This is a genomic window from Bacillus sp. Bos-x628, assembly GCF_040500475.1.
GTDB lineage: Bacteria > Bacillota > Bacilli > Bacillales > Bacillaceae > Bacillus > Bacillus maqinnsis.
The window spans coordinates 485228-497760 of sequence record NZ_CP159358.1; the positions used below are offsets into that span (position 1 = coordinate 485228).

At 39.6% G+C, this 12533-nt stretch carries 13 protein-coding genes; 10 read left to right on the top strand and 3 right to left on the bottom strand.

Going from position 1 to position 12533, the window contains the following annotated elements; genetic code table 11:
- Window positions 1-112: 112 nt before the first annotated feature.
- Window positions 113-295, top strand: a complete 183-nt coding sequence (locus ABVJ71_RS02635; protein ID WP_353855472.1) for a hypothetical protein — start codon at window positions 113-115, stop codon at window positions 293-295.
- Window positions 296-344: 49 nt separating this feature from the next.
- Here ABVJ71_RS02635 and cspD read toward each other — a convergent pair whose 3' ends face one another.
- Window positions 345-545: a cold-shock protein CspD gene (cspD, locus tag ABVJ71_RS02640; RefSeq protein ID WP_024422747.1), complete on the bottom strand. Its 201-nt coding sequence runs from the start codon at window positions 543-545 to the stop codon at window positions 345-347.
- A gap of 271 nt (window positions 546-816) precedes the next feature.
- Here cspD and ABVJ71_RS02645 point away from each other — a divergent pair, with 271 nt between their 5' ends.
- Complete coding sequence (locus ABVJ71_RS02645) at window positions 817-1518, top strand: AIM24 family protein (RefSeq protein ID WP_353855473.1); 702 nt, start codon at window positions 817-819, stop codon at window positions 1516-1518.
- A 36-nt stretch (window positions 1519-1554) separates the two neighbouring features.
- Here the strand turns inward: ABVJ71_RS02645 and ABVJ71_RS02650 are convergent, their stop codons facing one another.
- Window positions 1555-2706 (bottom strand): diglucosyl diacylglycerol synthase, encoded by a 1152-nt coding sequence (locus tag ABVJ71_RS02650; RefSeq protein ID WP_353855474.1) that lies wholly within the window; start codon window positions 2704-2706, stop codon window positions 1555-1557.
- A gap of 226 nt (window positions 2707-2932) precedes the next feature.
- Window positions 2933-3841, bottom strand: coding sequence for a homoserine O-succinyltransferase (gene metA, locus ABVJ71_RS02655; protein WP_353855475.1), 909 nt, complete (start codon window positions 3839-3841; stop codon window positions 2933-2935).
- 138 nt (window positions 3842-3979) lie between these two features.
- Here metA and ABVJ71_RS02660 point away from each other — a divergent pair, with 138 nt between their 5' ends.
- The 8 genes from ABVJ71_RS02660 (at window position 3980) to ABVJ71_RS02695 (ending at window position 12519) form a co-directional block, all read left to right on the top strand.
- Window positions 3980-5662 carry a formate--tetrahydrofolate ligase gene (locus ABVJ71_RS02660; protein ID WP_353855476.1) on the top strand — a complete coding sequence of 561 codons (1683 nt, stop codon included), beginning with the start codon at window positions 3980-3982 and terminating at the stop codon, window positions 5660-5662.
- 71 nt (window positions 5663-5733) lie between these two features.
- Window positions 5734-6216, top strand: a complete 483-nt coding sequence (locus ABVJ71_RS02665; protein WP_353855477.1) for a glutathione peroxidase — start codon at window positions 5734-5736, stop codon at window positions 6214-6216.
- Between the two features lie 56 nt (window positions 6217-6272).
- Entirely contained in the window at window positions 6273-6488 is a 216-nt protein-coding gene (locus tag ABVJ71_RS02670; protein WP_353855478.1) for a hypothetical protein, read from the top strand.
- Window positions 6489-6860: 372 nt separating this feature from the next.
- Complete coding sequence (locus tag ABVJ71_RS02675) at window positions 6861-7997, top strand: conserved virulence factor C family protein (protein WP_353855479.1); 1137 nt, start codon at window positions 6861-6863, stop codon at window positions 7995-7997.
- Between the two features lie 301 nt (window positions 7998-8298).
- Window positions 8299-9975: a dihydroxy-acid dehydratase gene (ilvD, locus tag ABVJ71_RS02680; RefSeq protein WP_353855480.1), complete on the top strand. Its 1677-nt coding sequence runs from the start codon at window positions 8299-8301 to the stop codon at window positions 9973-9975.
- An 81-nt stretch (window positions 9976-10056) separates the two neighbouring features.
- Window positions 10057-10491, top strand: coding sequence for a BrxA/BrxB family bacilliredoxin (locus ABVJ71_RS02685; protein WP_353855481.1), 435 nt, complete (start codon window positions 10057-10059; stop codon window positions 10489-10491).
- A 260-nt stretch (window positions 10492-10751) separates the two neighbouring features.
- Window positions 10752-11537: a class I SAM-dependent methyltransferase gene (locus tag ABVJ71_RS02690; RefSeq protein ID WP_353855482.1), complete on the top strand. Its 786-nt coding sequence runs from the start codon at window positions 10752-10754 to the stop codon at window positions 11535-11537.
- A 364-nt stretch (window positions 11538-11901) separates the two neighbouring features.
- Entirely contained in the window at window positions 11902-12519 is a 618-nt protein-coding gene (locus ABVJ71_RS02695) for a YpjP family protein (RefSeq protein ID WP_353855483.1), read from the top strand.
- Window positions 12520-12533 lie beyond the last annotated feature (14 nt).

Consider the following 12533-nt stretch of genomic DNA (forward strand, 5'->3'; position numbering starts at 1 on the left):
GTGAAAAAAAAAGAACATATTCTAAAAAATAAGCCGATATAACTATTGAAAGTTTTGGTGTAGTAACTTTTTGATTCATTGATGGATAATAGAGGAAAAGGGGAAGACCGGTATGGATAATAAAGATTATGAAACGGTATTACATCGAGCATTTCAAGAAGTTTACAGCGATCTAGAACAGTTAGTAGATGTAGCGAAGAAGGGAAGACCTTTTCTCGAAAAAGATATCTCTGAAATTGAACAAAGGCTGAAACAAAATATTTTAGCGATTGAAATTCAACTGAAAATCAAATAAGAGAGGCAGACGCCTCTCTTTATTGTCGGTTTATCATTCATTTAGTCAATTAAAGTTTTGTAACGTTAGCAGCTTGAGGTCCACGATTACCTTCAACGATTTCGAAAGAAACTTCTTGTCCTTCTTCTAAAGATTTGTAGCCGTCACCTTCGATAGCTGTGAAGTGAACGAATACATCATCTCCGCCTTCAACTTCAATGAAGCCGAAACCTTTTTCATTGTTAAACCATTTTACTTTACCGTTTTGCATATTGCTTTTTCCTCCTAGTACTGTAGCACACCTTTTGGCATACTAAAAAAAATTTTCATCATCTAATCCCTATTCGGTTGTTAAATGATGGTTCCACTATACACTATCGAAAGTAAAGCGTCAAGCAGGCGAGCCAAATTTTGAGTAAAATGTTTGATTTTTTTTGTTTTTTTGAGGAATCAAGCCATTTTTATATAAATCATTCCATTTTTCCGAAACCTAGAAAGCATCTTGTCCGTATAAGAAAAAACTACAAAAAGAGGTGTGCTACATGAATCGTTATACCATTAGAGAATTTGTTGAGACTACGCAGCAGGAGGATAAAGGAGAAGGGGTCTTCGAGCTAGAAACTTCAAGACTTTTAGAAATCAATCTCACAGAGACAATTTGGGCAAAAGCAGGTTCCATGGTCTCATATCGGGGAAAGATTAAGTTTGAACGAGAGGGCGTTTTTGAGCATGGGGTATCAAAAATGTTCAAGAAAATGTTATCTGGAGAAGGAACCTCACTCATGAAAGCCACTGGTGACGGAAAATTATATGTGGCTGATCAAGGAAAAAAGATTTCAATCCTTCGTTTGAATCACAATGAATCCATTTTCGTAAATGGAAATGATCTTTTGGCATTTGAACCAACGATCCAATGGGATATCAAACTGATGAAAAAGATTTCTGGTATGCTTGCAGGTGGATTGTTTAATGTCAAACTTGAGGGACCTGGTCTGATCGCCATTACAAGTCATTACGAGCCATTAACATTGATCGTCCAACCAGGAGATCAAGTCTATACGGACCCAAATGCAACGGTTGCTTGGTCAGGAGATTTACAAACAGAATTTGTGACAGATGTTTCGCTTAAAACCTTTATTGGCAGGGGGAGCGGGGAATCCATCCAAATGAAGTTTAGCGGGAGCGGCTTTGTTGTGGTTCAGCCCTATGAAGAAGTTTATACATCAAATGGGAATCAAGGATAATATAAAAAGGACGTCCGCATGATACGGACGTCTTTTTTAAGATAATGCACGAGCATACGATTGATTGCTGGTGATCAGATCTGATTGTTCAACGATATCTTTTAAAATGGTTTGAGAAGATTTTTTTAAATGCAGTTTTTTCATGTTTTGTTTCATTGTTTCTAATGTTTCTTCATCTTTTAGCAAGTGTGATACGGATTCTAAAATGTCTTCATGTCTGTTAATGACAATAGCAGCGCCATGTTCTTCAAAGAAAAGGGCATTTTCTTTTTCTTGTCCAGGAACAGGTTTATAAAGAATCACTGGGACACCAATTGCTGTCGCTTCTGTTAGTGTAATACCGCCTGGTTTTGTAATCATACAGTCTGTTACTCTGAACAATTCATCAATTTGTTCCACATATCCAAACGCCTTCAACTGATCAGGGTGTGCTTGTTCCAGATCGCTAAGCGAGTGTTTTAGCGCTGCATTTTTTCCGCATACAACAACAATTTGCACTTCACTATCATGAAGTAACGCTTCACATAGTTCCTTGACATTTTTCAGTACACCGTGAGCACCAGCCATAATCAGAAGGACTTTTTTACTTGATGATAATCCATACTTATTATAAATCATCGATTTTGGCACGTCTTCTTCAAATTGTGGTCTAATAGGAATGCCTGTCACCTTGACATCGCTTGGATGTGTGCCGATTTCCACTAGTTTTTGTTTCACATAATCGGTTGCAACATAGTACCTGTCAATGTTTTCGTGTACCCAAATCTTGTGAAGACAGAAGTCTGTCATGACATTAAATGTCGGAATGACTTTGCCAGTTTTGTTTCGGTATTCTGGTACAACAATCATCGGGAATGTAATAATGATGATGTCAGGGTTGTGTAATTGAATTAATTCGTCGAGACGCTTATTTCCCATCTTTAAATAAATGTTAAATTTGCGTTTATTATAAATTTTATCTACACCGTAATAAAACAAGCGATAAAATTGTTTCCCAATGGAGAAGCTCTTCAAGTACAAATATTGAGTTACTTCTGACACAATGGGATTTGATTCTTGATACAAATTAGAAACTGTTACATGTTCAAATCCTTGTGATTTGCATTCATCATACAGCGTTTTGGCTACTTGCATATGTCCATTTCCATAATTTGCGGTCAAGATTAATATTTTTTTATTGGTATTCAAGAATATTCACCTCAAATGTAATCAACAACAACAAAACTTCGTACGAAAAACTAGCAATTTCGGTCTACATATACATAAAGATAACATATAAACAGACAGAGCAGATCATTCGTTACGAAAGAATTAAACTAATTTTAAAAAACACAAACAGGCTAATTGATATGGAAGACAGAGCCATTTGTATTTTAACACATTTTGAACATTTATCATCAAACTACAGTCTACTTTATTCCCAAACGTATGGTGTTTCCTGATAAACATAATAATTTAGCCAATTCATAAAGAGTAAGGTCGCATGGGCTTTCCATCGATTCACTGGAATTAGCGTGTCACCATCTTCTCTAAAATAGTGGAGTGGTTTCTTGACTTTATCATGTTTCAACAAGTCTCTTTCATATTCCTGCTTCAATGTGTCTGTGTCGTATTCAGGGTGTCCAGTTAAAAATACTTGTTTATCATCATCTGAAACAATTAAACAAACACCGGCCTCTTCGGATATGCTCAATATTTTTAGGTTCGGTGTATTTTTTAATTGTTCTGTATTAATATCTGTATGCCTAGAATGTGGGACATAGTATATTTCATCGAAACCTCTGACTAATCTTTCTTTTTTCTCTTTGACAATATGTTCAAAAACGCCAAATTTTTTCTCGGGAAGCTTGATTTTTTCAATACCATAATGGTGATATAAACCTGCCTGTGCACCCCAGCATATATGAAGGGTAGATGTCACATTGGTTTTACTCCAGTCTAATATGTTCTGCAGCTCTTTCCAATAGGAGACTTCTTCAAAAGGCAAATGTTCAATTGGTGCACCGGTGATAATCATTCCATCAAACTTTTTATGGCGAATCGATTCAAAGGACGTATAAAATTCATCTAGATGCTCTCTTGATGTGTTCTTCGGTGTATGTGTGTTTGGAATCAAAAACGTAAAGTACACTTGTAGCGGAGAATTACCAAGCATTCTCAGCAATTGCGTTTCAGTTTGTATTTTTTTTGGCATTAAATTTAAGATCACGATATTCAAAGGACGGATATCTTGCTTGAATGCCCTTGTCTCATCCATGACGAAAATATTTTCGCTCTCTAGTATCTGTTTTGCCGGCAGATGAATTGGAATATTAATAGGCAACTCGCCACCCCCTGAACGAAAACTAATTTCATTTCATTATAGGAACTTTCTGGCGATATTTCAATGTTTCAATTATGTTACAATGAAAAATAGAGCAAAAACTCACCTGTTTCTGTAAAAAAAGGAGGTCTTGTATTAATGATCACTAAGCATTTATCGGATATTGACATTGCCCAAAAAGCAAAGCTAAAACCCATTCAAGACATCGCAGCAAAGTTACAAATACATGACGAAGAATTAGAATGCTATGGTTTCACCAAAGCGAAAATATCTTTGACTATTTTTGATCGTTTAAAAGAACAAAAAGAAGGAAATGTGATTCTTGTCACCTCTATTAACCCTACCCCAGCAGGTGAAGGGAAATCAACCGTGACTGTCGGTTTAGGTCAGGCTTTCGAAAAAATTGGGAAAAAAGCCATCATTGCGATGAGAGAGCCGTCACTAGGTCCTACGATGGGCATTAAAGGCGGCGCTGCAGGGGGCGGGTATTCTCAAGTACTACCGATGGAAGAAATTAATTTGCATTTCACTGGTGACTTTCATGCGATTACATCAGCTCATAATGCCTTATCCGCTTTTATTGATAACCATATCCATCACGGAAATGAACTTGGCATCGACACGCGCCGAATAGTGTGGAAACGAGTGCTCGATTTAAATGACCGTGCTTTAAGGCAAGTTGTTGTAGGACTTGGCGGACAACTAAATGGATACCCTAGAGAAGATGGATTTGATATCACCGTTGCTTCTGAAATGATGGCGATCCTCTGCTTGGCTGAAAATTTAAAGGATCTAAAAAAACGTCTTGCCTCTATCGTTGTAGCCTATAATCAAAAGGGAGATCCAGTAACAGTTGGCGCACTTGGCTATGAAGGAGTTCTGACATTACTATTAAAAGATGCACTCAAACCAAACCTTGTTCAAACCATTGAAGGAACTCCTGCTTTAGTCCATGGCGGTCCGTTTGCCAATATTGCACATGGCTGCAATAGTTTAATTGCGACAAAAATGGCGGCGAAACTAGCAGATTATGTTGTGACAGAAGCTGGGTTTGGTGCTGACCTTGGTGCGGAAAAATTCCTGCACATTAAAACAAGGGCAGGAGATTTCAAACCGAGTGCAGTAGTCATCGTTGCGACTGTAAGAGCATTAAAAATGCACGGGGGAATGCAAAAAAATCAACTTCAAGAAGAGAATGCAAATGCAGTATTAGATGGTATACATAATTTAGAGAAACACATTGAAACGGTCCAAGCATTTGGTCTCCCCTATATCGTTGCAGTGAATCGTTTTATAACAGATTCAAAAGAAGAGATTCAAACGATAGAGGATTGGTGCAAGGTGCATGGTCATCCAGTAAAAGCAGTCAATGTGTGGGAAGAAGGCGGTTCCGGCGGGACAGCACTTGCAGAGGAGCTCACCAAACTCATTGAAAACGATAAGAATAGCTTTACCTATTTGTATAAAGAGAAAGATTCAATTGAAGAAAAACTATCTAACGTGGCTCAGGTGGTCTATGGAGCAGATGGTATCAAACTTACAGCAAAAGCGAGAAAACAGCTTGTAGAAATTGAGAAAAACGGCTGGTCTCATTTGCCTGTTTGCATGGCAAAAACGCAATATTCTCTTTCAGATGACCCCGCTTTAATTGGCAGACCAAAAGGATTTACAATTACAATTCGTGAGTTAAAACCATCTGTAGGTGCAGGATTTATTGTGGCTCTAACAGGTAGTATTCTAACAATGCCTGGTCTGCCTAAAAAACCTGCGGCGCTTGAGATGGATTTATTGGAAGACGGCAGTGTCACAGGACTCTTTTAGGAAGCATTATAAGCGATTTTCTAAATAAAGCATGATACGATAATAAAAAGTGAATCCTAGGAGGCTATGAGATGTCAATTTATGATATTCAGGTCAAGACCATTAATGGTCAGGAAAAATCAATGGCAGATTACAAAGGAAAAGTGCTCATCATTGTCAATACTGCTAGTAAATGTGGATTAACGCCGCAATTTAAACAATTACAAGAGTTATATGATCAATATCATGAAAGAGGCCTTGAAATTTTAGGATTTCCATGCAACCAATTCATGAACCAAGAGCCTGAAGGCGAAGAAGCCATTCAAGAATTTTGTTCACTTCATTACGGCGTAACCTTTCCAATGTTTGCTAAAGTTGATGTAAACGGGGATGACGCCCATCCACTTTTCAAGTACTTAACCAGTCATGCAAAAGGTGTACTCGGCACAAAAGCAGTCAAATGGAATTTCACAAAATTTATCGTCGACCAAAATGGAAAAGTAACCGAACGTTTCTCTCCAAAAACACCGCCAAAAGAATTGGAAAGCTCCATCATGGCACTATTGGACAAATAACATGTAACAAGAACAATTGGAGGCGGCTGCCTCCTTTGTTTCAGACAGGCTGATGTTTGTTCGGACTGGACACGGTGCCGGCTCATTTAGAACGGGTGCACAGGCATGATGTCAACATAGCAAGACAGGAAGGCGGCTCTCTTTTTATCATTGAATTGGCAGCTATTGTTCATGACATGATTGAGGAAAAGCTTTCAAACGTATTGAAGCTTTCAAAAAAACAGCTTTTATCAGTTGCTTTTGTGGATAGTGGATCAACGAGACATACTTGAAATAGTGGACATTATTTCAACCATGTCTTTTCGTCACCGATCCTTATATACAAAGCCGAGGACATTAGAAGGCGCAATTGTTCAAAATGCGGATAAGCTGGATGCCATTGGAGCGTGCGGGTCTTGCAAGAGTGTTTACGTATGCAGGTGCAAAAGGTGAGCCTCACTATACAAACGATTGATACCAAGACTCTGTCTTCAAGCATATGGAAGATAAACTATTCAAATGAAAAGACATGATGAATACAAAAACAGGCAGGGCAGCTTGCTGATGAGCGGCATGAATTCATGTGTTTATTCATTCATACGTGGAAAAAAGAATGCGACCTTACAGATGAGTAGGGTCTTTATGTGTGTAAGGAGGATGTAGATATGAAAATTTCAGCAATAGAACCGACGCCAAGTCCTAATACAATGAAGGTCATTTTGACAGAAGCACTTGCCGGCGGAAAAAGCAATAATTATAAAAAAGATCAAAAAGACGGGGCGCCAGAGATGATCAAACGCATTTTAGACATTGAGGGTGTAAAGGGGGTCTATCATGTCGCTGACTTCTTAGCAGTCGAACGAAATGCAAAGTACGACTGGAAGGGGATTTTACAGCAGGTAAGAGAAGCCTTTGGTCAAGAAGCGGAAGGCCTTCAAGAAGGTAAGCACACAGAGGATGACACTTTTGGTGAAGTCAAAGTCTTTGTCCAAATGTTCAACGGTATCCCCATGCAAGTCAAACTAACAGACGGTGATAAAGAAGAACGGTTCGGGATGCCTGAACGCTTTCAAACGGCTATCTTAAAATTGAGAAGCAGTTCAGATAATGTCGTATTTGAACGTGTGTGGAAAGAACACGGTGTCCGTTTTGGAGAATTTGCTGATATAGGACAGGAAGTCACAGAAGAACTTCAAGCAGCTTATGATGACGAACGTCTAGCTCGTCTTACAGAGGCGGTCAAGGAAGGGAAAGCGGCTGTCGACAGACAAGTGAAGCGTCAAGCATATGAAGTAACAGAAGAGATGCTTCATGAGGAAGACTGGAAAAAGCGTTTTGCCCATTTAGAACAAATGCAGCCAAAAAAAGAGGATTTACCAGTTTTAATGAAAGCAATGGACGATCCGAAAACGTCCATTCGCAGACAAGCAGTTGTCAATGCAGGAATGATTGAAGATCCTGCGATCCTTCCCATTTTATATAAAGGATTGCAAGACAAAACGGTGACTGTCCGCAGAACAGCAGGAGATTGCATTTCTGATCTTGGCGATCCTAGTGCAATTGAAGCTATGGTGGCAGCCTTAAAGGATCCAAGTAAGCTTGTTCGCTGGCGTGCAGCGATGTTTCTTTATGAGGAAGGTGACGAAACAGCGCTTGAAGCGCTAAAAGAAGCAGAGCAGGACCCTGAGTTTGAAGTCAGCCTTCAAGTAAAAATGGCCATTGAACGAATCGAGCTTGGTGAAGAAGCAAAAGGCTCTGTTTGGAAGCAAATGACGGAAAGTAGAAGACATACTACAGAATAGTATCAAATGAAGACCGGCTGCCAGAGAAAGGCAGCTTGTTTTTTAATTGAGAGGAACATTCTTTCAGAAAAATATTTTGAATATTGTTGAAATATATATAAAAACTCTATATAGTAGTACCAATATAGAATATTGGAGGTCAGTTTTTATGACACGATACTTGCTGAATCGTCGCTTCAGCAATAATCATGGTCATCTGTAATAAACAGATGGTCAAATAAACAGAAAATTTATAAAATATAATCAACTTAAAATAATACAGTCAACGAGAGACTTGTAGTATAGGAGGCTTTTTAAACAGATGGCAGAACTACGCAGCAATATGATTAAAAAGGGAATTGACAGAGCACCTCACCGAAGCTTACTAAGAGCAGCTGGGGTAAAGGATGAGGATTTCGGTAAGCCGTTTATTGCGGTATGTAATTCCTATATTGATATTGTCCCAGGACATGTCCATCTTCAGGAATTTGGGAAAATTGTAAAAGAAGCCATTCGTGAAGCTGGCGGGGTACCATTTGAATTCAATACGATTGGTGTTGATGATGGAATTGCAATGGGACATATCGGTATGAGATATTCTTTGCCAAGTCGTGAAATCATTGCTGACTCTGTAGAGACCGTTGTATCTGCTCACTGGTTTGATGGAATGGTTTGTATCCCTAACTGTGACAAAATCACACCGGGAATGATGATGGCTGCCATGCGCGTCAATATTCCGACTATATTTGTCAGCGGTGGACCAATGGAAGCGGGAAGAACAAGTGATGGAAGAAAAATTTCACTTTCTTCCGTATTTGAAGGAGTTGGCGCTTACCAATCGGGTAAAATCAATGAAGCTGAATTAAACGAATTAGAGCAATTTGGCTGTCCGACATGTGGATCTTGTTCTGGTATGTTTACAGCAAACTCAATGAACTGTTTAGCAGAAGCTCTTGGCATCGCCCTTCCTGGTAATGGAACGATTTTGGCTACATCACCAGAACGTAGAGAATTTGCTAAGAAGTCAGCGAAACAACTAATGGAGCTGATTAAAAAAGATATTAAACCACGTGATATTGTCACTGAAAAAGCCATTGATAACGCATTTGCACTAGATATGGCATTAGGAGGTTCCACAAACACAGTTCTTCATACACTTGCGATCGCAAATGAAGCGGGCGTTGAATACTCATTAGAGCGTATTAATGAAGTAGCGGAGCGTGTACCGCATTTATCTAAACTGGCACCAGCATCAGATGTTTATATTGAAGACTTGCATGAAGCAGGAGGCGTCAGTGCTGCATTAAATGAATTGTCCAAAAAAGAGGGAGCGCTTCATTTAGATACAATGACAGTCACAGCGAAGACGTTAGGTGAGAACATTGCGGGTCATGAAGTGAAGGACTATAACGTCATTTATCCAATTGATAAGCCCTTTACTGAAAAAGGGGGCTTAGCCGTTTTATTTGGAAATCTTGCGCCTGATGGTGCGATTATTAAAACAGGCGGGGTACAGGACGGAATCACACGTCATGAAGGACCTGCCATTGTGTTTGAATCTCAAGAAGAAGCCCTTGAGGGAATCATTAACCGAAAAGTAGAAGCAGGACATGTTGTGATTATTCGTTATGAAGGACCTAAAGGCGGACCAGGCATGCCTGAAATGCTTGCACCTACTTCCCAAATTGTTGGGATGGGACTTGGTCCGAAGGTTGCCTTAATTACAGATGGTCGTTTTTCTGGAGCTTCCAGAGGATTATCCATTGGACATGTTTCACCAGAGGCGGCAGAGGGTGGTCCACTAGCTTTTGTTGAAAATGGTGATCATGTTGTTGTTGATATCGAACAGCGTATTTTAAGCGTCGATGTTCCAAAAGAAGAATGGGAAAGACGAAAAGCGAACTGGAAAGGCTTTGAGCCAAAAGTGAAGACTGGTTACCTTGCAAGATACTCAAAACTTGTGACATCAGCTAATACAGGCGGAATTATGAAAATCTAACACAAAACCGAACATTTGAAAAATGGTTCTCTCTATAGTATCCTTTATTCACAAGATAAGGTTGATAGAGGGGGCTTTTTTATGTCAATGGCATATGAAGAATACATGCGTCAGCTCGTCGTACCAATGCGTCAAGAGCTCACAAATGCAGGGTTTCAAGAATTAACGACAGAAGAAGAGGTAGAACAAGTAATGCAAGGTGCGGAAGGGACGACATTTGTAGTTATTAATTCTGTATGCGGATGTGCTGCCGGTTTAGCACGACCTGCCGCAACTCAGGCTGTAATGCAAGCGGAAAAAAAGCCAGATCGCATCGTGACCGTTTTTGCTGGTCAAGACCGGGAAGCAACGGCGAAAATGAGAGAATACTTCACAGGTGAGGAGCCATCATCTCCGTCTATGGCCCTTTTGAAAGGGAATGAACTTGTTCACTTTATCCCGCGTGACGAAATTGAAGGTCATGAAATGGAAGATATCATGAAGAATGTATTATCTGCATTTGAAAAGCATTGTTAATCCGAGTTTGAAGTGCCCAATCATCAGGGCGTTTCAAATTGTTGACGAAGGGCGAAAATGGTTTTTATTTTTGCCCTTTGTTATTTTTTCAGCGTGAATTGAAAACCCTTGAAGTCTAGGAAATCGAGCTGTTTATGCGGAGCGAATGTATGATCCGTAAGCATCGACGCACAGGTCTGACAAGGAATGCGAGGGTTTTTTTAGTCGCTGAAATGCCCAGTCATCAGGAGGTTTTTCTTGAAATATAATGGAGGAACGGCATGCTCATTACAACAAGCTTTAGAGCAAATGAAGAAACGATCAAAACAGCAAAAAAATTGGCAGACAAATTACTTGGTGAGTATGTAGAACGGCGTAAACAATCGGTACGTCAGCTTGCAAAAATCCGCGGAGAAGTATTGGTTGTAGGAAAAGAAAGATTTGAATGGTATCAGCCAAATGGAAAAAAATTTTTCTTTCATCCTAGTTCAGCTATGTTTCGGATGAAACGCATTTTGCGTGGCGAAAAAGATCCATTAATAGAAGCGGCGGATTTACAGCATGGAGATTCTTTTTTAGATTGCACGTTAGGATTAGGGGCTGACGCCATTACTGCAAGCTGTGCCACAGGCCCTAATGGAAAAGTCGTTGGAATTGAAAAAAACCCAATCACTGCATTACTTGTGCATGAAGGGTTAAAAACATGGGAGACGGGTGTAATAGAAGCTGATGAAGCGTTGAAACGAATATCTGTCATAAGCGGAGATAGCATAGAGCAATTAAAGAAGCTCCCTGATCGTTCATTTGATGTCGTGTACTTTGATCCAATGTTCGAGGAAACGATTCAAGAATCTGCGAGTATTGCACCGCTTCGCCATGTGGCAGAGCACAGATTTCATCATGAAATTGCTATCCAAGAAGCGATGAGAGTTGCGAGAAAAAGAGTCGTATTAAAAGACCACTGGAAAAGCACGCGATTTAAAGCGAAATCCTATCAATTCCAGGTGATCAAAAGAAAAACCGCTCAATTTCATTACGGATATATAATGATCGAAGATAAAGAATAGCCCTTTGCAATCTTGAAAAACCCTTTAAGTCTAGGACGGACGAGCTCCTTGTGCGGAGCGAATGTAATGATTCGTGAGCACCAGCGCGCAGGCCTGACAACGAATGTGAGGGTTTGTCTACACGCTGATAGCCCTGAGAGTAAGGGCTTTTAATCTGTGATCTCCATATAGACAAAATAAAATAAAGTCAGCAAGGAAGCCGTGATGAAAAAGATTTCAATCATATCCATTCCTCCCAATTTTAGTCATCATCACTGTCATTGTAAACGTTTTATTCTGAAAAAGAAAGTCTCAAATCGAATGACTGAAAATTTAATATATGCTAGAATAACAGTATGATAACCTATGGAAGGAATTAGATATCATGAAAATGTGGATGAGAAAAACGCTTGTTGCTCTCTTTACGCTTGCAACATTTGGGTTAGTCTCTCCTCCAGCGGCTTTAATGACAGACAAGCCATCCGCACTTTCTTCAGGTGAAAAGTCACCCTACACGGCTGTTTATGAAAAATCAGATGAGGTACGTACTTGGGAACTGAAGCAAGAAGACAACATTGAACCGGTAGATCCCTTTGAGCAATATAAGCAAGAGGTTCTATCAAATGCAGAAAACCAGTCTTTTCTCAAATTTGGCCATAAAATCACACCTGTCATTGAGGACGAGTATAGAGAAGAGATTCAACCAAAGATTGAACAAGTGTTAACCGACTTTTTAACGAATTTCAAAGATGACGAACAATTTCAAGATGTTGTTTTAACAGATCAACCTTCCAGCGGAAAAGGCGAAAAAATTTTCCACATCTATAACAAGAAGACCGGAGAGGATTTGCTTCGCTTCCATGTCAGAAGAGATCAGCCGCCTCATAGCGGATATTGGTTTAACTTTCATTACCATACAGCAGAAGATGGATTCCAGACGCATCATGAACTCGGTAATATTTACTGGGACAAAAACACACCGCCGAGCTGGATGAGCCACTAGAAGGAGATGTCATG

What these genes read in the sequence shown, in the direction of transcription:
- ABVJ71_RS02665 (WP_353855477.1), top strand. Translation starts at nt 5,734, where the DNA reads ATGTCAATTTATGATATTCAGGTCAAGACCATTAATGGTCAGGAAAAA.
- cspD (WP_024422747.1), bottom strand. Translation starts at nt 545, where the DNA reads ATGCAAAACGGTAAAGTAAAATGGTTTAACAATGAAAAAGGTTTCGGC.
- ABVJ71_RS02675 (WP_353855479.1), top strand. Translation starts at nt 6,861, where the DNA reads ATGAAAATTTCAGCAATAGAACCGACGCCAAGTCCTAATACAATGAAG.
- ABVJ71_RS02690 (WP_353855482.1), top strand. Translation starts at nt 10,752, where the DNA reads ATGCTCATTACAACAAGCTTTAGAGCAAATGAAGAAACGATCAAAACA.
- ABVJ71_RS02685 (WP_353855481.1), top strand. Translation starts at nt 10,057, where the DNA reads ATGTCAATGGCATATGAAGAATACATGCGTCAGCTCGTCGTACCAATG.
- ilvD (WP_353855480.1), top strand. Translation starts at nt 8,299, where the DNA reads ATGGCAGAACTACGCAGCAATATGATTAAAAAGGGAATTGACAGAGCA.
- ABVJ71_RS02635 (WP_353855472.1), top strand. Translation starts at nt 113, where the DNA reads ATGGATAATAAAGATTATGAAACGGTATTACATCGAGCATTTCAAGAA.
- ABVJ71_RS02660 (WP_353855476.1), top strand. Translation starts at nt 3,980, where the DNA reads ATGATCACTAAGCATTTATCGGATATTGACATTGCCCAAAAAGCAAAG.
- ABVJ71_RS02645 (WP_353855473.1), top strand. Translation starts at nt 817, where the DNA reads ATGAATCGTTATACCATTAGAGAATTTGTTGAGACTACGCAGCAGGAG.
- ABVJ71_RS02695 (WP_353855483.1), top strand. Translation starts at nt 11,902, where the DNA reads ATGAAAATGTGGATGAGAAAAACGCTTGTTGCTCTCTTTACGCTTGCA.